The organism is Shinella sp. M31 (genome assembly GCF_049199205.1).
GTDB lineage: Bacteria > Pseudomonadota > Alphaproteobacteria > Rhizobiales > Rhizobiaceae > Shinella.
The window spans coordinates 62,161-84,553 of record NZ_JBLZPH010000004.1; the positions used below are offsets into that span (position 1 = coordinate 62,161).

Consider the following 22,393-nt stretch of genomic DNA (forward strand, 5'->3'; position numbering starts at 1 on the left):
GCTAGGCGGTCGTCAATATGCTCATATCGCATGGCACGACTACAAACGCCCTATATTGCACTGCAAAATATGATTTAATGCTGCAAATCAATGCGTTGCCGCTATGAAGAATTTTTCGCTGTCGGGATGCGTTGACGTATCAAAAGTTTTTTTGTTATTCAAATGATCATAAATGACCGAAAGGGCGCTTGATGGCGACGGATAACGGGGAATGGAGCTATGCCGATACGGACGAGGAAATCCTCACCCGCATCGCCTGGTACTATTACAACGACGGACTGACGCAGAACGAGATCGGCGAAAAGCTGAACATGTCGCGCATCAAGGTGTCGCGCCTTCTCGAGAGCGGCCGTCGCTCCGGTATCATCCAGGTGCGCATCAATTCGCGTTATCAGGGCTGCCTTACTCTCGAGCGGCAGATCAAGGAACGCTATGGGCTGCTTGAAGCTTATGTCGTGCCGCAATTGCCCGACCAGGACCCAAGCGACCGGCTTGGCCAGGCAGCCGCGCAGTTCCTCATGCAGCGGCTGCAGACGGATGACCTGCTGGCGGTTGGCTGGGGCGCCACCGTCTCGAATACCATTCAGCGGCTCGGCCATCTCGCCAACGAACGCAATATCGGCCTTGTCAGCCTTACTGGTGGCGTTGGCACCTATGTCGATGGCATGCGCACGGCCAACTGGGGCAGCGGCGTGCATCTGGTGCCCGCACCCCTTGTCGTACGCGACCCGGATGTGGCACGTAATCTCTCCTCCGAGCCTGCAGTCGCCAATCTGCTCGATATGGCGCTCAACGCCACCTACCAGCTCGTCGGCATCGGTGAGCTTTCCGCCGCTTCCACGGTCGTGCGCTCAGGTTATGTCAGTCCTGACGAAGTGGAGCCGCTGCGGCGCAAGGGCGCTGTCGGCGATATCCTTTGCCAATTCTACAACGAGCGCGGCGAACCGCTCGATCTGCCTTTGCACGACCGGGTGATCGGCGTGAAGCTCGCGGCGCTATCGCGTGCTGAAAAGGTTGTTGCGGCGGCCGGTGGCCTTCAGAAAGTGCAGGCCATCCACGCGGCGCTGCGCGGAAAATTCGTCGGTATCCTCATCACCGACGAGACGACAGCCGCCGGTCTCATCGAGATGAAGGACTGAACTCATGACGACTTCCTACCTGCTGGCCATCGATGCCGGCACCGGCAGCGGCCGCGCCGTCATCTTCGACGAGAACGGCAACCAGATTGCCAGCGCCCAGCATGAATGGTGGCACAAGACGGATCCACGCTTTCCCGGCTCCATGGATTTCGACGTGGAAGGCAACTGGTCACTGCTGTCGCGCGCTATCCGGCAAGCGATATCCGAGGCCGGCATCGCGGCGGCGGATATTCGCGCCGTCAGCGCCACCAGCATGCGCGAGGCCTTCGTCGCCTATGATCGTACCGGGCGGGAAATCTGGGCCTGCGCCAATGTCGACAGTCGTGCCGTCAGTGAAGTGCGTGATCTCAAGCGCGAATTCCCGGGCCTGGAACGCGAACTCTATGCCGAGACCGGCCAGACTTTCGCGCTCGGCGCACTGCCGCGCCTTCTTTGGCTGAAGCGCAACCTGCCGGACGTCTATGCACGCATCGACCGGATCAGCATGCTCTCTGACTGGGTTCTGGCGCGCCTTTCCGGCGTCATCGCCAGCGACCCGTCCAATGCCGGCACGACCGGCCTCTACAGCCTCACGAAACGTGCCTGGCTGCCGGAGGCGATGGCGAAAGCCGGCATGCGCGACGACATCTTTCCCGAAAGCGTCGAGTCGGGCACGGTTATCGGCCGTGTCACCGAAAAGGCTGCGGACGAGACCGGCCTTGTCGGCGGTACGCCCGTCGTCATGGGCGGCGGCGACTGCCAGAGCGGGGCTGCGGCCATCGGTGTCGTCAACGAGGGCGACTGCGCGGTGCTTGGCGGCACCTTCTGGCAGCAGGTCGTGAATGTCGGCCCTACCGTCTCCGACCCCTCGATGGACCTGCGTATCAATCCGCATGTCGTGACCGGCCTTAACCAGGCCGAGGCGATCAGCTTTTTCGTCGGCATCGTCATGCGCTGGTTCCGCGACAGTTTTGGCGCGGAAGAAGTGGTTGCCGCAGGTGAGGGCGGCGATGCCTATCGGCTGCTGGAGGAAAAGGCGGCCGGCGTGCCCGTTGGCGCCTACGGTATCATTCCAGTCTTCTCCGACGTCATGCATTATGGCAATTGGTATCACGCCGCGCCGTCGCTGCTGAACCTTTCCATCGATCCCGAGAAATCCGGCAAGGCCGCGATCTTCCGCGCGTTGCAGGAAAATGCAGCCATCGTGGCGGCCCGAAACCTTTCGGCGATCTTCAAGCTATCCGGCAAAACGCCCGACAAGATCGTCTTCGCCGCGGGCGCATCGAAATCCGCCCACTGGTCGCAGATCCTGTCGAACGCCACCGGGCTTCCCGTTGTCACGCCCGTCGTCAAGGAAGCGACCGCCCTTGGCTGCGCGGCGGCGGCGGCGATCGGCATCGGCCTGCGCCGGAATTTCGTCGAGGCGGCGGAAGGCTGGGTGCGCTGGGACAAGAGATTCGAGCCGAACTTCGAACACAAAGCCATCTACGACGACGCGGGCGAACGCTGGGCGCGGGCCTATGCGCTGCAACGCCAGCTCGTCGACGAGGGCATCACCACGGCGATGTGGAAAGCGCCGGGCCTCTAATTTTCATCCGAGATTTAACACAGCAGGGATCAAGACATGCTCATCCAGATGGTCGCCATCAACGTCAAGCCGGGCCACGCCGCAGAATTTCTGGAGGCATTCCGCATCAACTACGAGGGGACGCGGCAGGAGCCGGGCAACCTGCGTTTCGACGTGCTGCGCAACCCGCAAGACGATCACAGCTTTACCATCTACGAAGTCTTCAAGTCGCCGGAAGCGCTCGACGAGCACCGCAAGACGCCGCATTATCAGGAATGCGTGCGCCGGATCGATCCCATCCTCGCCGGCCCGCGCACCAAGACTTTCTACACTGCGGAAATGGCCGATTTCCTCGCGGCGTAAGGCGTGTAGGGCGTATGGTGCGTCCATGGCCTGTTGCCGGTCGAGTGTGGGCGAGACGCTGGCCGCGCGGAAGGCCATGCGCCGTCACGCACTGGTAGCCGCTGAGATCCGGCCATTCCTTGTCGATGTAGGCGTTGCGCCGGACCTCACGGAAAATCGTCGAGCGGTCGCGTCCAAGCTTCTCAGCGATAATGTCGACACTCAAGCCGGCCTGGCGCCAGCGGGCGATCCTGCGGCGTTCGTTCAAGTCTAGATGGGGAGCAGGTGTGTTTCGTGGCCGCATTCTTGTGACTGGTAACAAATTGTTATCATTCGAAATTTCAAACTTGAACCCACCCAATCGTCGGCCCGCTCATCGAGCATTTTCATACCGTCAGATGCCTGCGCGCCTCGGGGTGATCGAGTGTTTCCGCTGCCCCTTCGTGGACGATCGTCCCTCGGTCCATGATGTAGACGTAGTCTGCAAGCTCACGGCAAAAATCGAGATATTGCTCGACAAGCAGGATGGCCATACCGGTGGAATCGCGAAGGTATTTGATCGCCCGGCCGATATCCTTGATGATTGACGGCTGGATGCCCTCTGTCGGCTCGTCGAGCACGAGGATTTTCGGTCGGGTCACCAGCGCGCGGCCGATGGCGAGTTGCTGCTGCTGCCCGCCGGAGAGATCGCCACCTCGCCGGCCCAGCATGGATTGCAGCACGGGAAACAGGCTGAAGATCTCATTCGGTATGAATCGGTCCGCACGCTTCACCGGCGCATAACCGGACTCGAGATTTTCCTTCACCGTCAGCAGAGGAAAGATTTCACGACCCTGCGGCACATAGCCGATGCCGTGCCTCGCGCGGCTGTAGGGCGCCATACCGTCAAGCCTGACGTCATTGAAGCTGACCGTGCCGTCCGAAAGCGGATGCTGACCGGTGATGGCGCGCAAGAGGCTAGACTTGCCCACACCGTTGCGGCCGAGCACACAGGTGATCTTGCCCATTTCCGCATTCAGCGAGATGCCGCGCAGCGCCTGCGCGGCACCGTAATGCAGATTGGCTTTTTCGACGATCAGCATGGTCTCATCTCCCCAGATAGTTCTCGATGACCCTCTGGTCGGCGCTGACGAAATCGATCGAGCCTTCCGCCAGAACAGAACCTTCGGCCAGGCAGGTCACCTTGACGCCAAGGTCGCGGATGAAGCCCATGTCGTGCTCGACGACGACCACCGACCGCGTCTTGGCGATCTCCTTGAGCAGGATCGCCGTTTCCGCGGTCTCCGCATCCGTCATTCCCGCCACGGGCTCGTCGACCAGCAACAGCTCCGGCTCCTGCGCGAGCAGCATGCCGATCTCGAGCCATTGCTTCTGCCCATGGCTGAGATTGGCGGCGAGGACATCCTTTCGGTCGGCGAGCCGCACCGTCGAGAGGATGTCCTCGATGCGTGCACTGTCCTCGGCTGTCAGGCGATAAAACAGCGTCGAGAAAACGCCCCGATTGCGGTTGAGCGCCAGTTCCAGATTGTCCCAGACCGTATGGCTTTCGAAGACCGTCGGCTTCTGGAATTTCCGACCGATGCCGAGCTGGGCGATTTCCGCCTCATCCTTCTGCGTAAGATCGATCGTGCCCTTGAAGAAAACCTCGCCCGCATCCGGCCGGGTCTTGCCGGTGATGATGTCCATCATGGTGGTCTTGCCTGCACCGTTCGGGCCGATGATGGCGCGAAGCTCCCCGGGCTCGATGACGAAGGATAACGAATTCAGCGCCTTGAAGCCATCGAAGGAGACGGAGACGCCGTCCAGATAGAGGATGCTGGTGGGCTTTGCGTTGCTTGCGAGCGTATTCATGCCTCTTACTCCGCCGCCTGGGGTTCTGCCGCGAAGGCGCGTGCCGTTTCGTCCGCTTTCGCCTTGCGATATTCCTTGCGCCGCTCGATGAAATGGCGCGCCGTACCGACGATGCCCTTCGGCAGGAACAGCGTGACGAGAACGAAGAGACCGCCGAGCGCGAAGAGCCAGAATTCAGGAAAGGCCGCGGTGAAGATGCTCTTGCCGCCATTGACGAGGATGGCGCCGACGATCGGTCCGATCAGCGTGCCCCGCCCGCCGACCGCCGTCCAGATGACGACCTCGATGGAGTTCGCCGGATCGAATTCACCGGGATTGATGATGCCGACCTGCGGCACATAAAGCGCGCCGGCGACGCCCGCCATCATGGCGGAAACAACGAAGGCGAAGAGCTTCATGTGCTCGACGCGGTAGCCGAGGAAGCGCGTGCGGCTTTCGGCATCGCGCACCCCGACGAGGATCTTTCCGTATTTCGAGCGCACGATGCCCGATGTGATGACAAGCGAAAGGGCAAGCGCGATGGCCGAGGCGGCAAACAGCGCGGAACGCGTGCCGTTCGACTGGATGTTGAAACCGAGAATATCCTTGAAGTCGGTGAGGCCGTTGTTGCCGCCGAAGCCCATGTCGTTGCGGAAGAAGGCTAGCAGTAGGGCAAAGGTCATTGCCTGGGTGATGATCGACAGATAGACGCCGTTGACGCGCGAGCGAAAGGCGAACCAGCCGAAGACGAAGGCGAGCAGGCCCGGCACGAGCACCGCCATCAGCGCGGCGAACCAGAACATGTCGAAGCCATGCCAGAACCATGGCAGTTCCTTCCAGTTGAGGAACACCATGAAGTCCGGCAGCAGCGGATTGCCATAGGAGCCGCGCGCGCCGATCTGGCGCATCAGATACATGCCCATGGCATAGCCGCCGAGCGCGAAAAAAGCCGCGTGACCGAGCGAAAGGATGCCGCAGAAGCCCCAGACGAGATCGAGCGCCAATGCCAGCAACGCGTAGGTGAGATACTTGCCGAACAGCGAGACGATATACGTCGGCACATGCAGCGGGTGATCCGGCGACGTGAGCAGGTTCAGCGCTGGAACGAGCGCAGCGATCGCAAGCAGGAGGGCTACGACGATGACGATGTTGCGATCGAGCGCCTTGAGGATGAACGAGGTGATCATGCTTCCACCGCCCTGCCTTTGAGTGCGAAGAGCCCGCGCGGCCGCTTCTGGATGAAGAGGATGATGAGGACGAGCACGAGGATTTTTCCAAGCACCGCGCCGGCATAGGGTTCGAGAAACTTGTTGAGAATGCCGAGCGTGAAAGCGCCGACCAGCGTGCCCCAGAGATTGCCGACGCCGCCGAAGACCACGACCATGAAGCTGTCGATGATGTAGCCCTGGCCAAGGTTCGGCGAAACGTTGTCGATCTGGCTGAGCGCGACGCCGGCGATGCCCGCAATGCCCGAGCCGAGCGCGAAGGTCAGCGCATCGACCCAAGGCGTCCGGATGCCCATGGAGGAGGCCATGCGGCGGTTCTGCGTGACGGCACGCATCTGCAGACCCATCGGCGTCTTCTTGAGCAGGAAGAGCAGAAAGGCGAAGACGGCGAGCGAGAAGACGATGATCCACATGCGGTTCCAGGTGATCGTCAGGCCGCCGAGATCGAAGGCGCCGGACATCCATGAGGGGTTGCCGACTTCCTGGTTGGTGGGACCGAAGATGGAACGCACGCCCTGCTGGAGGATCAGCGAGATGCCCCAGGTGGCGAGCAGGGTTTCGAGAGGCCTTCCATAGAGGAAGCGGATGATTCCGCGCTCCATGACGAGGCCGACCGCGCCGGTAACAAGAAAGGCGAGCGGAAGGGCAATGGCGAGCGACCAGTCGAACAGGCCGGGATAGGCGTCACGGATGATCTGCTGCACGACGAAGGTCGTGTAGGCACCGAGCATGACCATTTCGCCATGCGCCATGTTGATGATGCCCATCACGCCGAAGGTGATGGCAAGACCGATGGCTGCGAGCAAGAGCACCGAGCCGAGCGACAGGCCGTACCAGATATTCTGTCCGGCCGCCCAGAGCGCTAGCTGGTCTTCGATCTGCTGGACACCGGCCTCGATATCGGGACGCAGACTTTCATCGGCAGACGACAGCGCGCCGGACAGCAGCGAAAGCGAATCTCGGCCGCCGGTCTGCACGATCGTGGCGACTGCCGCCTTCTTTTCGTCCACGGGCCGATCCGAAACGAGGACGGATGCCGCGCGGGCCTTTTCGAGCACGGCCTTCACTGAACCGTCCGTCTCCGCGGCCAATGCGGCATCGAGACCTTCAAGCGCATCGGCCGACGGCGTGCGCAGGATCGTGTTTGCGGCCTGCAGGCGAACACTAGCGTCCGGGCTCATCAGTGTCAGACCGCCAAGGGCCGCACGAATAACGCGGCGTAGGCCGTTGTTGACCTTGACCTTTTCGAGGGCGGCTTTTGCGTCTTCGCCCACCGCTTCGCCGGTCAGCGCATCGATCAGCTTGAAATTGGAACCGGCAGGCTTGACGATGAAGACGATACCATCGGCCTTGCGCTGGTAGAGATCGCCCTCGGAGAGCGCCTCAAGCGCCGGCACGATCCTCGGATCACCGGTCTTGGCGAGCGCCTCGACCTGCTTCTGGTTTTCCTGGAAACTGCCACCGCCGAGCGCATTGACCATGGCGCGCAGATCGTCGGCGGCCCTGAGATCGGTCGCAAAGAGCGTCACGACAAGGCAGAAGGCGACAAGCAGGCATTGCAGGAAACGATGGATGAGCCGCGCGTGCATGTCACGTCCTCAGGCAGTCGAACGGGAAAGGGGTGCATCCCGGCGGCCCCAACGCCGGGATGCGGGGTCGTGCCGCCGCGAAGGAATGGCGCGGCAACCGTGACCGAGCGCTATCAGGAGCCTTTGCCGCCGCACTTGCCGGTGGCGACGTTGAAGTTGCCGCATTCGAGCGGCTTGCGCCAATCGGCGATCAGGTCCTTGGAGTCCGGCAGGTAATCCGACCATTCGTCACCGACCACGAGGCCGGGCGTTTCCCAGACGGTCTCGAACTGGCCGTCAGCCTGGATTTCGCCGATCAGCACCGGCTTGGTGATGTGGTGGTTCGGCATCATGGTGGAGTAGCCGCCCGAGAGGTTCGGCACGGAGACGCCGATCATCGCGTCGAGCACGGCGTCCGTATCCGTAGTGCCGGCTTTTTCGACCGCCTTCAGCCACATGTTGAAGCCGATATAATGGGCCTCCATCGGGTCGTTGGTAACGCGCTTGTCGTTCTTGGTGAAGGCCTTCCACGTCTTGATGAACTCGGCGTTTGCCGGGTTGTCGACGGACTGGAAGTAGTTCCAGGCAGCGAGATGGCCGACCAGCGGCGTCGTATCGAGGCCGGCAAGCTCTTCTTCACCCACCGAGAAGGCGACGACCGGGATATCCTCGGCCTTGACGCCCTGGTTGCCGAGTTCCTTGTAGAAGGGCACGTTGGCGTCGCCGTTGATGGTCGAGACGACGGCCGTCTTCTTGCCGGCCGAGCCGAACTTCTTGATGTCGGAGACGATCGTCTGCCAGTCGGAATGGCCGAACGGGGTGTAGTTGATCATGATGTCCTCGGGCTTCACACCCTTGGAGATCAGATAGGCTTCGAGGATCTTGTTGGTCGTGCGCGGATAGACATAGTCCGTGCCGGCCAGAACCCAGCGTTCGACGCCCTCGTTCTCGGCGAGATAATCGACGGCGGGGATTGCCTGCTGGTTCGGCGCAGCCCCTGTATAGAAGACGTTGCGCTGGCTTTCCTCGCCCTCGTACTGGACGGGATAGAAGAGGATGGAATTCAACTCTTCGAAGACCGGCAGGACCGACTTGCGCGACACCGAGGTCCAGCAGCCGAAGACGGCCGAAACCTTGTTGACCGAGACAAGCTCACGCGCCTTTTCGGCGAAGAGCGGCCAGTCGGAGGCCGGATCAACGACGACCGCTTCGAGCTTCTTGCCGAGAAGGCCGCCCTTTTTGTTCTGCTCGTCGATGAGCATCAGCATGGCGTCCTTGAGCGTCGTCTCGGAAATCGCCATGGTGCCGGAAAGCGAATGCAGGATGCCGACCTTGATCGTATCGTCGGCTGCGAACGCGCCGTGGAAGGCCGTCGTCGAGAGAATGGCTGCGAGCAATGCGCCGGTGGCGCGCGCCTTGATGGACATGGTCTGAACCCCTCTGTTCTTTTGACCGCAACGGGGCGGATTGGTTTTTTGCCGTTGCTGAAGGGGACTATCGGCCTGTCATGCTGCGCCGCACATACGTCATTCTACGTAGATGCCTGGGTTAAGCAGGAAACATTTGCGGCATCGCAACAATTTCAGTGCCGCCCCATCTGTGTTACGAACCATAGAGACAGCCGGCAAACGGCGATGGGAACAGCAGGACACGATGGCCGCACGCCAGCGCATCATCCCGATCCGGCGCGAATACAATCGCTGGGTCGCCAACCAGACGCTGGAAGACTATGCGCTGCGCTTCACCGCGAAGAGCGCACGGCGTTTCTCGTCCGATCGCATCTCGCAGACCGCCATCGGCGCGATTTCCTTCCTGGCGCTCGAAGCCATCGGCGGCGCGATCACCATGTCCTACGGCACGACGAATGCCATCGTGGCGATCGTCGTCGCGAGCCTGATGATCCTCCTCGTCGGCCTGCCGATCAGTCGCTACGCCATCCGCCACGGCGTCGATATCGATCTTCTCACCCGCGGCGCGAGCTTCGGCTATATCGGTTCGACGCTGACGTCGTTGATCTATGCCAGCTTCACCTACATCCTCTTCGCCATCGAGGCGTCGATCATGTCCGGTGCACTGGAGTTGGCGCTCGGCGTGCCGCTCTGGATCGGCTACATCATCTCGGCCGTCATGGTGATCCCGCTGGTGACGCATGGCGTGCAGCTCATATCGCGCTTCCAGCTCGTCACCCAGCCCTTCTGGATCGTGCTCAACATCCTGCCCTTCGTCTTCATCGCCTTTGCCGACTGGGAACAGGTCGGCACGTGGCTGGCCTATTCCGGTCTGCACCATGCTTCCGGCCCGCCCGGCACCTATGCGCCCTTCAACCTCGTCGAGTTCGGAGCGGCGTCGGCCGTCATCTTCGCGCTGATGGCGCAGATCGGCGAGCAGGTCGACTTCCTCCGCTTCCTGCCGCCGGACGGGCAGCGTAAGCTGCATCACCGCATCGCGGTGTTTCTCGCCGGCTCAGGCTGGGTCATCGTCGGCGCGCCGAAGCTGATTGCGGGGTCCTTCCTCGTCGTGCTGGCACTGTCGTCGGGCGTGCCTTCGACGCGCGCGGCCGACCCGGCGCAGATGTATTATACCGCCTTCGGCTACATGCTGCCCTGGGATAGGGCGGCCTTGCTGCTGATGGTCGCCTTCGTCGTGGTCTCCCAGCTCAAGATCAATGTGATGAACGCCTATGCGGGTTCGCTCGCCTGGTCGAACTTCTTTTCGCGCCTCACCCATAGCCATCCCGGCCGCGTCATCTGGCTCGTCTTCAACGTGGCGATCGCGCTGCTCCTGATGGAGCTCGGCATCTATCGGCTGCTGGAGGAAACCCTCGGCGTCTTCTCCATCATCGCTATGGCCTGGCTCTGCACCATTTCCGCCGACCTCTTCATCAACAAGCCGCTCGGCCTCTCGCCTGAAGGCATCGAGTTCAAGCGCGCCCATCTCTATGACATCAACCCGGTCGGCCTCGGCGCCATGACGCTATCCGCCGTCATCGCGCTCACGGCGCATTTCGGTGCTCTCGGCGAAATCCCCGCCTCTCTCGCCCCCTATATCGCCGCCGCCGTCGCCTTCCTCACCTCACCGGCCATCGCCTGGGCGACGGGCGGCAAATATTACCTTGCCCGCAAACCCCGAAAAAGCTGGGCGCTCCAGCATTCCATCACCTGCTCGATCTGCGAACACGCGTTCGAGCCGGAGGACATGGCCTGGTGCCCGGCCTATGCCGGGCCGATCTGCTCGCTCTGCTGCTCGCTCGATAGCCGCTGCCACGACCTGTGCAAACCGAAAGCACGCTTCAACGCGCAGGTGGCGGGCGTCGCCAGGACGATCCTGCCGGAGCCGGTAACCTCGGCTCTTTCCACCCGCCTTGGCCGCTACGGCATTGCCACCGTTCTCTCCATCGCGGGCATCGGCATCATCCTCGCGATGATCGCCCATCAAGTCGGCACCCATTCTCCAGAGACGGCCTCCGTGGTGGAGCGCACCATCGCCGTGGTGTTCTTCGTCTTCGCCGTGGTGGCGGGCGTCGTCTGCTGGTTCTACGTGCTGGCGCATGACAGCCGTGTCGTCGCAGAGGAGGAGTCCTCCCGCCAGACCACGCTGCTTCTGAAAGAAATCGCTGCCCACAAGAAGACCGACGCCGCCCTCCAGCAGGCAAAGGAAACGGCCGAGGCGGCCAACCGCGCAAAAAGCCGCTATGTCGTCGGCCTCAGCCACGAGCTGCGCACGCCGCTCAACGCCGTGCTCGGCTATGCCCAGGTGCTGGAGCGCGACGAGAGCATCCCGCCGCAACGCCAGGGCGCCATCCGCGTCATCAAGCGCAGCGCCGATCATCTTTCCGGCCTGATCGACGGCCTGCTCGACATTTCCAAGATCGAGGCCGGCAAGCTGCAGGTCTATTCCAACGAGATCCACATTCACGATTTCCTCGACCAGATCGTCGAAATGTTCCGCCCGCAGGCGCAGGCCAAGGGCGTCGCCTTCGAACACGCCCGCCCGGCCAACCTGCCCGCCTATGTGCGCACCGATGAAAAGCGCCTGCGCCAGATCCTCGTCAACCTCATCTCCAACGCCTTGAAATTCACCGATCAGGGCGAAATACGCCTCGATGTCGCCTATCGCAACCAAGTCGCCACCTTCACGGTCACCGACAGTGGACGCGGCATTCTTGAAAAGGACCTGCTACGCATTTTCGAGCCTTTCCAGCGCGGCGATGCCGAACATGGCCGCATGCCGGGCCTCGGGCTTGGCCTCACCATCACGCGCCTGCTGACCCAGACGCTCGGCGGCGAAATCTCCGTGAAGAGCGAGCGTGGCAAGGGCGCGGAATTCCGCGTGCGCCTCATGCTGTCGGCAGTCGACAGGCCCATGGTGCCCAAGGATGCCATACGGCGCATCAAGGGCTACGCCGGCCGCCGACGCATCGTGCTTGTCGTCGACGACAATGCGGATCACCGCAATCTCATGGAGGAGATACTGCGCCCACTCGATTTCACCGTGCTGACCGCGAAAGGCGGTGCGGATTGCCTGATATTGATGGAGAGCCTGAAGCCGGATTTGTTTCTCATCGACATTTCCATGCCCGACATGAACGGTTGGGAGCTTGCCGCACGCCTGCGCGCGCTCGGTCAGACTGGCTCGATCATCATGCTCTCGGCCAATATTGGCGACGGTTCGGCGGGATCGGCGCAAGCCGGCCATAACGATACATTATCCAAACCCTTCGATCTGCGCCAACTGACCGACAAACTCGCCCTGCGGATGGGTTTGGACTGGATTTATCACGACGCGGCAAAGCCTGCCGCGCCGGAGAAAGCCGACATCATCATGCCTGCACAAAACCATGTCCAGGAGCTGATCCGGCTCGGCGAGATCGGCTATGTGCGCGGCATCGAGGCAAAGCTTGCTGAGATTGCCCGCGCGCCCGAACATCAGCCTTTCACCGAAGCGGTGCGCGCCTATGTTCAGGTCTTCGACCTTGCCGGCTACGATGCCTTTCTGAAAACCATGAACCGACAGGAAGGCGCTGCCCATGACTGAGCAAGCCAGCCCGCGCGACATCGTGTTGATTGTCGACGATTCGCCCGATGCCCTCGGTTTCCTGACCGAAGCTCTCGAACAAACCGGCTTCTCCGTGTTGATCGCCACATCCGGCGTCTCGGCGCTCAACATCGTCGATCGCATCACGCCCGACATCATCCTGCTTGATGCCGTCATGCCCGGCCTGGATGGTTTCGAGACCTGCCTGAAGCTCAAGGCGAACGCGGCTATCAGCGCGGTGCCCGTCGTTTTCATGACCGGTCTGACGGAGACGGAACACGTCGTGCGCGCCTTGGAGGCCGGCGGTGTCGATTATCTCACCAAGCCGATCAACGTCGACGAATTGCGCGCCCGCATTCGCGTGCATCTCACCAATGCCCGCTCCGCCCAGAGTGCCCGCGTTGCGCTCGACGCTGCGGGACGCCATCTGCTTGCCGTCAGCGGCGAGGGAAACATCCGCTGGTCGACGCCGCAGGCGACGCGACTCGTGAATGCCGCGATGGGAAACGACGAAGGATTGGACACAATCACCGCGCATCTGTGGGCATGGATGAAGATACGCGACACCGCGCGCGAAAATCCGTTCACCATTCGTCAGGCAGGCCAGGCGAGCCTGCAATTTTCGCTGTTGGGGACCATCGGCACAGACGAATATCTCTTCCGTCTCACAGCCGAAAACCGCACTGCCGACGCAGAAACCTTGCGTCAGCATTTCTCGCTGACCCACCGCGAATCCGAGGTGCTGCTTTGGATCGCCAAGGGTAAATCGAACCGGGACATCGGCGAAATCCTCGGCCTCAGCGCCCGCACGGTGACCAAGCATCTCGAACAGATCTACGTGAAACTCGGCGTCGAGAACCGCGCCTCGGCGGCTGTGAAAGCGGCTCACGTGCTGCACGCGGCTTAGGGGAGAGATACTCTCATCGTAATATGAAAAGGCGTTGAACCTATGTCGATGTCGGGCGATGCCCGAATTCGAGATATTTCTCGGTAGAGGCAACACAGCTTCTTCAGCTTGGCATTCTCATCTTCCAGCGCCTTCAGGATTCCGGGATATTTTCGCGGAAGATGACCTGTAGTCGTGGAGGGTGATGTTCGAATTTCCGGCCGAGGATGGTGTTCTTCAGCACGGATATGGCTTCGCGCGCTTCCACCCGCGGGTTCTGGTCGATGACGGCGTCGATGGTGCCGTCAAGAAGAAAGCGTTTGGTGCTCTCCGTCAGTTCGTGGCCGACGAATATGACGGTGGACGCCATGCCGACTTCCTGCAGCGCCTGGCCGATCCCGGCATTGCCGGCGCCGATATTGTAGATGCCGGAGAGGTCGGGGTGGCGCTTGAAGAGGGCGGCCGCTTCTTCATAGGCGCGCTGCCGGTCGTCACGGACTTCGCGCAACTCGACGATATCGAGGTCGCGAAATTCTTCCGTAATGACGTGGCGAAAACCCATCTCGCGCTCCTCGTGGCCGCGATAAGAAAGCGAGCCGGCGAACAGCGCGATCTTGCGCTTGGTGCCGTTGCCGAGAAACCGGCCGAGCAGATAGCCTGCAAGCCTGCCTGCCGCGCGGTTATCGATGCCAATATAGCCTGCACGGGGGACGTGAAGGATATCGGACGCAAGGGTGACGATGGGCACGCCTGAGAGCGATAGCGCGCGCATCGCTTCGCGCACGGTCGGGTGGTCGAGGGCGATGACGCCGACACCCTGCGTCACGCCCACCAGGGCATGCAGCGTGCGGGCAAGCGTATCGGGGTTGAAGCCTTCGATCGATTGGATGCGGATGTCGAGATCTTCCTGAATGGTGCCCTGGTTGACGATCTGCGTGAGGAGATTGGCGATGAAGGTGTTCGTGCCGGCCGGCAGGACGAAATCGAGCCGGATTTTTCCCGCCGTTTCCATCGTCTCCGAAAACGGCGCGGTGAGATAGCCGAGTTTTCGGGCCGTCTCCAGCACGGCGTGTCGGGTTCTTTCCCGAACGCCCTGGCGGTTGTTGAGGACCCTGTCCACTGTCGCCGGCGAGACCCCGGCTTCGCGGGCGATGTCCATCAATGTCGAGCGCAAGGCCTGTCCTTTCATGAAATGATGGGAAATGATGTATTTCGTTGCTGCGCGAATACAAGGTGAGGCGCGTATTCCAAGCGCCTTTTCCTCAGAAATCCGCGGAAGTGACACCTTGGGATCTCATCATTTCCCGTCAGGTGGTGAAGCCTCCAGTCCTTCATTAGGTAAATAGAGCTGGCAGAAGATGCAATATGATTGATTTTGATGTTGACATACATCATTTAGGTCGCCATTACTCCTCACGCTGACGGGTGAGGAGACCTCTCGGCGCGGAGGAGAACATCAATGAGCGAGATTCTGACAATCTCGCGCCGTGGCCTTCTGGCAGCCGGCGCGAAGACATTTGCAATGACTGCTGCCATCGGCATCGCGCCGCAGTTCATCCGGCCGGGCAGGGCCCTTGCGGCCGATGCGCTCGCGCCCGGCATGATCGGCGGTCCGACCGGGTTCGAAGGCGCCGAGCGCTACCAGTACGGCGCTGATACGCCAGAGGGGCGCGCTGTCGAGGCCGCCAAAGCGCTGAAGGCTGCCGGCAAGGCACCGGAGCGTATCGTTCTCGGGCTGTCCGACGGTTCGATCGGCCAGCTGACGCAGGCCTTCCCCGCCGGGGCGCCGTCCATCAAGGAACTGTGGGAGAAGGAAACCGGCATCACGCTCGATATCGTCGGCGTGCCGAACGGTCAGGAATTCACCAAGACGATGCAGGACATCTCCACCAAGGGTGGGGCGTTCGACATCTATGCGGTGGAATGGAACCGCCTGGGCGACCTCGCCGAAACGGCCGGCATCATCAAGCTCGACGACTATGTCGCCGTCCACAAGCCGGAATGGGACGATCCGGAGCGCGGCTACGTCAACGGCGCCAAGGGCGTATCATTGCTCAACCAGTATCGCGGCTCGACCTATGGCGTGTCGCTCGACGGCGACTTCCAGACCTGGAACTACCGCACCGACCTGTTCAACGACGAGACCGAGAAGAAGGCCTTCTCCGACAAATACGGTTATGCGCTGGCGCCGCCGCGCACCTGGAAGGAACACGCCGACGTTGCGGCCTTCTTCCACCGACCGGACAAGGGCCTGTTCGGCTCGACTGACCTACGCAATCAGGGCTGGGGCTATACCAACTGGTACCAGCGCTTCGTATCGATGGGCTCGCCCAACCAGTTCCTGTTCGGCGACGACGGCAAGGCGCTTATCAATTCCGAGGCCGGGTATCTTGCCACGCAGGAATATGTCGAGTCGCTCAGCCACCATTCGCCGGATGCGATCTCCTGGGGCTGGCCAGAGCAGTACGGCAACTTCGCTTCGGGCGGTGCGGCGATGACCTGCGCCTTCTCGAACCTGCCGAAATTCCTCGACAACAAGGCCAATGAGGGTTCGAAGGTCACCGGCAAGATCGGCTCCATGCTGCCGCCGGGCCGCGATGTCGGCGGGCAGCTCGTCAGCCGCTCGGTGCTGTGGCTCAACCTTTCGGCCTCGATCTCGGCGCAGAGCAAGTATCCGGAAGCCTGCTATCTGCTGCTGCAGTGGCTGGGTTCCAGCCGCATCTATTCATGGATGACGGCCAATCCGGGCGGCTATTTCGACCCGTTCCAGCTGTCGAACTTCGCCGACCCGCTCGTGCGCCAGACCTATCACGACTATCACATGGACGTGGTGCGGGAGACTGTGGCGCGCACGGTGCCGTCGATCAACTATCCGGGTGCGACCGCCTTCCACAACGCGCTCGACGAAAACCTCATGGCGGCGCTGACCAAGGCGAAGACGCCTGAGGAGGCGATGGCTGATACCGAGAAGCAATGGCAGCGCATTGCGCGGCGCACTGGCGAGGACAAGCTGCTCGAAGCCATCAAGTCGAACAAGGAGGCCTGGCCGACGGTGCTCGATCCGGTGGCCGGCTGAGCCGACATGACCCGATCGCCGGGCGGCAGTTCGCCCGGCGCCTTCTGACCGCTTTCGACAAGTGACCTTCGCGATCATGAACCGCTCGCTGCCCTTCGAGATTTTCCGTTATGGCGCCATTCTTCTGGCGCTGGCGGTTACGCTCATCCCGACGCTCTGGATGGCCTCGATGGCCTTCAAGCCGATTGCCGAATGGTCCGCTGCCGGTGCCGACCTGACCTGGTGGCCGAAGAGCCCGACGCTCGACAATTTCCGCTTCATCTTCGGCACCTCGACCTCCGATCTCATCGTTGCGCTCGACCGCACCGCCGGAAAGCCGATCCTGGCGTCGCTGCTCTCGGCCGTCTTCGGCACGTTGATCGCCATGACGGCGGGCACGGCCGGCGCCTACGGCCTGTCGCGCTTCGGCTCGGGCCAGAACCTGCCGCTCGCGCTGATCCAGCTCCGGCTCTTTCCGCCGATGGCGGTGATGATCCCCGTCATGATCATGTGGGCCTTCTTCGGTCTCGTCGATACCTGGTGGGGGCTGGCGCTGATCTATGGCATCGTTACGCTGCCATTCGCCTTCTGGCTGATGAAGACCTTCTTCGACGACATGCCGCGCGAAATCGAGGACGCAGCGCTGGTCGAAGGCTGCTCGCGCCTGCGCGTCTTCATGAAGATCACGCTGCCGATGATGCGCCCGGCGCTCGCCAGCTCCGCGCTCTTCGTCTTCATTCTCAACTGGTCGGACTATCTGATCGCGTTGCTCCTGACGACGCGCGAATGGGTGACGATCCCGGTCTACATGGCCTCGCTGTCATCGTCGATGACCGGCCAGCTCTATGGCGCCAAGGCAGCACTTGGCCTGATCGCCGCCGTGCCGCCCGTCATCATGGGCATCGCCATCCAGAAACATCTGGTCCGGGGCCTCACCTTCGGAGCCCTCAAGCAATGAGCGTGCTCGCAACCGAGGAGAAAGCCTCCGTGACCGGCGACCTTTCGACGCCCGATACCCGCGCCGAAGATGGCGGTCGCCGCCTTGGCTTGATGCTGACGCTGCCGGCCCAGCTGCTGGTGCTCTTCATCGCCGTCTTCCCGCTTCTGATGCAGCTCTATATCAGCCTCACCGACTGGTCACCGCTCGATGGTGTCGGCTGGTGGCAGGCCTATGAGGCCTGGAACAATTTCGCTAACTATACGGACCTTGCCGCCGACAGCCGTTTCTGGAATGCACTGGGGCGCACTGCGTTTGTGATGCTGGTCTGCGTGCCGGCGGAGTTCCTGATTGGCCTCGGCCTTGCCATCCTCTTCATGGATAATTTTGCCGGTAAGCGGGTGTTCTATTCGATCATGCTCATCCCCATGATGGTCGTGCCCGCCGTCGCCGGCTACATGTTCTTCATGCTGTTCCAGTCCGGCGGACCGGTGAACGACATCATCTCGACATTGATCGGCCGGCCCTTTGCGCTCGCCTGGCTGTCGAGCCCCGGCACGGCACTTGTTGCGGTGATGATTGCCGATATCTGGCAGTGGACGCCGCTGATGTTCCTCATTCTGCTCGCCGGTCTCGTTGGCGTCCCGGAGGACCAGATGCGGGCGGCAACGTTGTTGGGCGCAAGCTGGTCGCAGCGCTTCCGCACGATCGTCATGCCGAAGATGAAGACGATTATCATCATCGCCCTGTCGATCCGCGTCATCGAGAACTTCAAGATCTTCGACACGCTCTACATCATGACGGGTGGCGGGCCGGGTGTCGCGACGGAAACCATCTCCGTCTACATCTACAAGGTGACGCAACAGGACCTGATCTGGGGTTATGTCGCGGCCATCGCGCTCGTCATCCTGATCGTGCTTTCCATCGTCGTTTCGCTTGCCATCAGCCGCATGAATGCGGCGAAGGAGGCCTGAGCCATGACCGCCATCCAACTTGAAAACCTCGTCAAGCGCTTCGGGGCCTTTACGGCGCTGAAGACGATGGACCTCGAAATCCGCGACGGCGAGTTCATGGCGCTGCTCGGCCCCTCCGGCTGCGGCAAGTCCACGACGATGAACATGATCGCCGGCATGGAGCAGCCGAGCGAGGGCCGCATCACCTTCGACGGTCGCGACATGAATGGGGTCGCCATGGGCCGGCGCGGTGTCGGCTTCGTGTTCCAGAACTATGCGATCTTCACGCATATGAACGTCTACGACAATCTGGCCTACGGCTTGAAGGTCCGTGGAACGTCGACGTCCGAAATAGACCGCCGCGTCAAGGCGATGGCAGACTTTCTTCAACTGACGCCGATGCTCGGCAAGCCTTCGGCCAAGCTGTCCGTCAATATTCTGCAGCGTTTGGCGATCGGCCGCTCGGCCATCGTCGAGCCGGCGATCTTCCTGCTCGACGAGCCGCTTTCGAATGTGGACGCGGCGTTCCGTGCCGTCATGCGCACCGAGCTCAAGCATCTCCAGCGTCAGTTCCGCCAGACCATGGTCTATGTCACACACGACCAGCTCGAGGCGATGACCATGGCGGACCGTATCGCCGTCATGGACCACGGTGTGTTGCAGCAGGTCGGCACGCCGTTGGAAGTCTATAACGACCCGGTCAATCTGTTCGTCGCCGATTTCATCGGCTCGCCCGGCATGAACCTGCTGAAGGGCGTGTTTGCCGACAGCGACCGCGGGCTGGTTGCCGATCTCGGGGCGCTTGGCATTACCGCGCCGCTCGATCCGGCACTTTCCGCCGTTGCACGGGCCAATGGTGCGCGCGAAATCGTCTATGGCTTCCGCCCGGAGCGCGTCGTGTTGGCCAGGGCGGGGCAGGGGCTTGCCATGCCTGTCACCTTCATCGAGCGCATCGGCGCACGCACCGTCGTTCATTTCGGCGATGGCGACCAGCGGGTGAAGGCCGTTTTCGACAACGACGTCGGCATTCAGACGGGCGAAACAGTCCATGTCGCGGTAGAGCCGGGCTTTGCCCGCCTGTTCGATGCCGCGAGCGGCGTTGCGATCCGGAGGATGTGAAGACATGGCCGGTATTTCCTTCCGCAATGTCACCAAGCGTTTCGGCAAAACCGTCGCCGTCAACAATGCGAGCTTCGATATCCAGCCGGGCGAGTTCTTCTGCTTCTTCGGGCCGCCGCTTTCGGGGAAATCCACCGTCCTGAAGCTGATCCTCGGGCTGGAGACGCCGGACGAGGGCGAAATCCTGATCGGCGGCAAGCCGGTCAACCGCGTCTCGCCGGCAGACCGCAACGTGGCGATGGTGTTCCAGAACCTCGCACTCTTCCCGCATATGACGGCGGGCGACAACGTCCGTTTCCCGCTCGTCGAGCGCAGGGTGCCGGAAGACAAGATCCGCGCGCGGGTTGAGGCCGTCGCCGCGAAGCTTCACATTTCACATCTGCTGCACAAGCCGCCGGCGCAGCTTTCCGGCGGTGAGCGTCAGCGCGTGGCGATCGCCCGGGCACTCGTACGCGATCCGGTCGCCTACCTCATGGACGATCCGATTTCGGCGCTCGATGCGCGGCTGCGCGAGGAAACCCGCGTCGAGCTGAAGCGCATCCAGCGCGATCTCGGCCAGACGCTGCTCTATGTCACGCACGACCAGGAAGAGGCCATGTCGATCGCCGACCGCATGGCAATCATGGAGGAGGGCGAGATCCGACAGATCGGCTCGCCCACCGAGATTTACGACACCCCGGTCAGCCGTTACGTCGCCCGCCTGCTCGGCGCACCCGTGATGAACATCCTGCCGGCGGTGCGCGGCCAAACGCTGGAAGCGGGCGACGGCACGATCAATCTGCCGCTCGAGGCGGTTCCGGATGGTGCCGCGCATGTCGGCGTGCGTCCGGAAGACCTCAAGGTCGAGCCGTGGAGCGATGCGCGTCCGGGGCGGCCCGCCACCGTCTATGAGGTCGAGCCGTTGGGCGGATACACCGTGGTGACGGTCGATACGGGCGCGGAGAAGCTGAAGGCGTTGATGCGCGGCCAGCCGGACATCCGGCTGGACAGTGCGGTGGCACTGAGCTGCAACCCGGCCAGGGCGCATTTCTTCAACCAGGCGGGGGAGGCCGTCAGCCTGTGAACGAGCATATCAAACGGGAGGTTACCATGAGCGAAGCCAGGGGTTTTGCACCCGATCCGCAGGTGCGGGCGCGGGATTACAGGATCGGCTGCATCGGCGCAGGCATGATCATGGCGGAGTGCCATCTGGCGGCCTACAAGGAGGCCGGCTTTCCGGTCGTCGCCATCGCTTCGCGCACGAGGGACAAGGCAGCGGCGGTAGCCGAGCGCTGGGCTATTCCGACCGTACACGACACGCCGGACGCCCTCATTTCCGATCCCGATATCGATATTCTCGACATCGCCTTCCCGCCGGACCAGCAGCCGGAGCTGATCCGCAAGGCGCTCGCCCAGCCGCATATCAAGGGCATCCTCGCGCAGAAGCCGCTGGCGCTGACGCTGGAGGACGCCATCGAACTGCGGGATGCCGCCGCCAAGGCCGGCAAGATCCTCTCGGTCAACCAGAACATGCGTTACGACCAGTCGATGCGGGTGCTGAAGCAGATCCTCGACAAAGGCGAGCTCGGCACACCGGTCATGGCGACGATCGAGATGCGCGCCATCCCGCACTGGCAGACCTTCCTCGAAGAGTATGACCGGCTAACGCTGTCCAATATGAGCGTGCATCATCTCGACGTGCTGCGCTTTCTGTTCGGCGATCCCGAGACGATTACGACGCTGACCCGCACCGACCCGCGCACGACTTTTGCCCACAAGGACGGCATCACCATTTCGACGCTGACCTTCCCAAGCGGTGTCATGGCCGTATCGATGGAGGACGTATGGTCCGGTCCACGCGAAGAGGGTTTCGACAGCGATATCTACATCAAATGGCGCGTTGAGGGCACGGATGGTGTGGCGCAGGGCACGATCGGCTGGCCCGACGGATCGCCCTCAACGCTGACCTATGCCTCCAAGACCACAACCGGCGGCAAGTGGGTCACGCCGACCTGGGACACGATGTGGTTCCCGCATGCCTTCATCGGCGTGATGGAGCAGCTGCAATATGCGGTGAAGACAGGCGAGCCGCCCGCACTCTCCGTCGCCGATAACGTCAAGACCGTGGCGCTGGTCGAGGCCGGCTACAAGTCGATCGACGAGGGCCGCACGGTCAGGCTTTCCGAAATTTCGATCAATTCATGAATAACGAGGGAGGATTCTCACCATGATGCAGACAGGTATTTTCACCGGCTATTTCCCCTATGCGCTGGAAGAGACGGCGAAGAAGATCCGGGCACTCGACTTCAACACCGTGCAGCTCGACATGCACTTCAAGGACATCGACCTTTCGGCCGGCCAAATCACCAAGGACAAGTGCGTGAGAATCCGCGAGACCTTCCGCGATCACCACCTGCCGATCTCCTGCATTTCCGGCTACACGAACATCATCCACCCCGACAAGGCCGAGCGCGAGCGTCGCGTCGGCTACCTCAAGGAAATCATCCGCCACGCCCGCCATCTCGGCACGCCCTATGTCATTTCGGAAACCGGCACCTTCAACACCGAGTCCGACTGGGTGCATCATCCGAAGAACAAGACGGAAGAGGGCTTCGAGGAGTGCCGCAAGGTCATCGCGGATATCGCCCAGCATGCCTATGACCACGGCGCGGTCTTCCTGCTCGAAACCTATGTGAACAACGTCGTCGGATCCGTCGAGGAGACCGTAAAAATGTTCGCGCAGGTCGATCATCCCGGCCTCGGCCTGCTGATGGACCCG

The 22,393-nt window shown here is 61.9% G+C and carries 18 protein-coding genes and 1 pseudogene; 12 read left to right on the plus strand and 7 right to left on the minus strand.

Annotated elements, in window-relative coordinates; translation table 11 throughout:
- The first annotated feature begins 191 nt into the window (after positions 1–191).
- Genes ACOZKU_RS00770 through ACOZKU_RS00780 form a run of 3 tightly spaced genes read left to right on the plus strand, consistent with a single transcriptional unit; the run spans position 192 to position 3,048 of the window.
- Positions 192–1,139 carry a sugar-binding transcriptional regulator gene (locus ACOZKU_RS00770; RefSeq protein ID WP_314093176.1) on the plus strand — a complete coding sequence of 316 codons (948 nt, stop codon included), beginning with the start codon at positions 192–194 and terminating at the stop codon, positions 1,137–1,139.
- 4 nt (positions 1,140–1,143) lie between these two features.
- A complete protein-coding gene (gene lsrK / locus ACOZKU_RS00775) occupies positions 1,144–2,706 on the plus strand; it encodes an autoinducer-2 kinase (RefSeq protein ID WP_421577236.1) in 1,563 nt (520 codons plus the stop codon).
- Positions 2,707–2,742: 36 nt separating this feature from the next.
- A complete protein-coding gene (locus ACOZKU_RS00780; RefSeq protein WP_421577237.1) occupies positions 2,743–3,048 on the plus strand; it encodes an antibiotic biosynthesis monooxygenase in 306 nt (101 codons plus the stop codon).
- Between the two features lie 55 nt (positions 3,049–3,103).
- Here the strand turns inward: ACOZKU_RS00780 and ACOZKU_RS00785 are convergent.
- From ACOZKU_RS00785 to urtA, 6 genes and pseudogenes are all read right to left on the minus strand, one after another.
- Positions 3,104–3,331 (minus strand): annotated as a pseudogene (locus ACOZKU_RS00785) (helix-turn-helix domain-containing protein); the annotation flags it as partial.
- 82 nt (positions 3,332–3,413) lie between these two features.
- The gene (gene urtE / locus ACOZKU_RS00790) at positions 3,414–4,109 is read right to left on the minus strand and encodes an urea ABC transporter ATP-binding subunit UrtE (protein ID WP_421577238.1); all 696 of its coding nucleotides are present in this window, start codon (positions 4,107–4,109) and stop codon (positions 3,414–3,416) included.
- 4 nt (positions 4,110–4,113) lie between these two features.
- On the minus strand, positions 4,114–4,878 hold the full coding sequence (gene urtD, locus ACOZKU_RS00795; RefSeq protein ID WP_421577239.1) for an urea ABC transporter ATP-binding protein UrtD: 765 nt from the start codon (positions 4,876–4,878) through the stop codon (positions 4,114–4,116).
- A gap of 5 nt (positions 4,879–4,883) precedes the next feature.
- The gene (urtC, locus tag ACOZKU_RS00800) at positions 4,884–6,044 is read right to left on the minus strand and encodes an urea ABC transporter permease subunit UrtC (RefSeq protein WP_421577240.1); all 1,161 of its coding nucleotides are present in this window, start codon (positions 6,042–6,044) and stop codon (positions 4,884–4,886) included.
- Complete coding sequence (gene urtB / locus ACOZKU_RS00805; RefSeq protein ID WP_421577241.1) at positions 6,041–7,672, minus strand: urea ABC transporter permease subunit UrtB; 1,632 nt, start codon at positions 7,670–7,672, stop codon at positions 6,041–6,043. The genes urtC and urtB overlap by 4 nt, the downstream gene beginning before the upstream one ends.
- A 113-nt stretch (positions 7,673–7,785) precedes the next feature.
- Complete coding sequence (gene urtA, locus ACOZKU_RS00810; RefSeq protein ID WP_314093160.1) at positions 7,786–9,078, minus strand: urea ABC transporter substrate-binding protein; 1,293 nt, start codon at positions 9,076–9,078, stop codon at positions 7,786–7,788.
- Between the two features lie 226 nt (positions 9,079–9,304).
- Between urtA and ACOZKU_RS00815 the strand changes: the two genes are divergently transcribed.
- Together ACOZKU_RS00815 and ACOZKU_RS00820 are read left to right on the plus strand one after the other, a co-directional pair.
- Positions 9,305–12,685 carry an ATP-binding protein gene (locus ACOZKU_RS00815; protein ID WP_421577242.1) on the plus strand — a complete coding sequence of 1,127 codons (3,381 nt, stop codon included), beginning with the start codon at positions 9,305–9,307 and terminating at the stop codon, positions 12,683–12,685.
- A complete protein-coding gene (locus ACOZKU_RS00820) occupies positions 12,678–13,592 on the plus strand; it encodes a response regulator (RefSeq protein WP_421577243.1) in 915 nt (304 codons plus the stop codon). The genes ACOZKU_RS00815 and ACOZKU_RS00820 overlap by 8 nt, the downstream gene beginning before the upstream one ends.
- A gap of 133 nt (positions 13,593–13,725) precedes the next feature.
- Here ACOZKU_RS00820 and ACOZKU_RS00825 read toward each other — a convergent pair whose 3' ends face one another.
- Entirely contained in the window at positions 13,726–14,745 is a 1,020-nt protein-coding gene (locus ACOZKU_RS00825; RefSeq protein WP_314093153.1) for a LacI family DNA-binding transcriptional regulator, read from the minus strand.
- A 285-nt stretch (positions 14,746–15,030) separates the two neighbouring features.
- Here ACOZKU_RS00825 and ACOZKU_RS00830 point away from each other — a divergent pair, with 285 nt between their 5' ends.
- The 7 genes from ACOZKU_RS00830 to ACOZKU_RS00860 all read left to right on the plus strand — a co-directional run.
- Positions 15,031–16,647, plus strand: coding sequence for an extracellular solute-binding protein (locus tag ACOZKU_RS00830; protein WP_421577244.1), 1,617 nt, complete (start codon positions 15,031–15,033; stop codon positions 16,645–16,647).
- Positions 16,648–16,708: 61 nt separating this feature from the next.
- Entirely contained in the window at positions 16,709–17,584 is an 876-nt protein-coding gene (locus ACOZKU_RS00835) for a carbohydrate ABC transporter permease (protein ID WP_421577245.1), read from the plus strand.
- Complete coding sequence (locus ACOZKU_RS00840; RefSeq protein WP_421577246.1) at positions 17,581–18,537, plus strand: carbohydrate ABC transporter permease; 957 nt, start codon at positions 17,581–17,583, stop codon at positions 18,535–18,537. Before ACOZKU_RS00835 ends, ACOZKU_RS00840 begins: the two co-directional genes overlap by 4 nt.
- Positions 18,538–18,540: 3 nt before the next feature.
- Positions 18,541–19,635 carry an ABC transporter ATP-binding protein gene (locus tag ACOZKU_RS00845; protein WP_421577247.1) on the plus strand — a complete coding sequence of 365 codons (1,095 nt, stop codon included), beginning with the start codon at positions 18,541–18,543 and terminating at the stop codon, positions 19,633–19,635.
- Positions 19,636–19,639: 4 nt separating this feature from the next.
- Positions 19,640–20,698: an ABC transporter ATP-binding protein gene (locus tag ACOZKU_RS00850; RefSeq protein WP_421577248.1), complete on the plus strand. Its 1,059-nt coding sequence runs from the start codon at positions 19,640–19,642 to the stop codon at positions 20,696–20,698.
- 26 nt (positions 20,699–20,724) lie between these two features.
- Positions 20,725–21,819, plus strand: coding sequence for a Gfo/Idh/MocA family protein (locus ACOZKU_RS00855; RefSeq protein ID WP_421577249.1), 1,095 nt, complete (start codon positions 20,725–20,727; stop codon positions 21,817–21,819).
- A gap of 22 nt (positions 21,820–21,841) precedes the next feature.
- The coding region (locus tag ACOZKU_RS00860; protein ID WP_421577250.1) for a sugar phosphate isomerase/epimerase family protein at positions 21,842–22,393 on the plus strand (552 nt) is incomplete at its 3' end.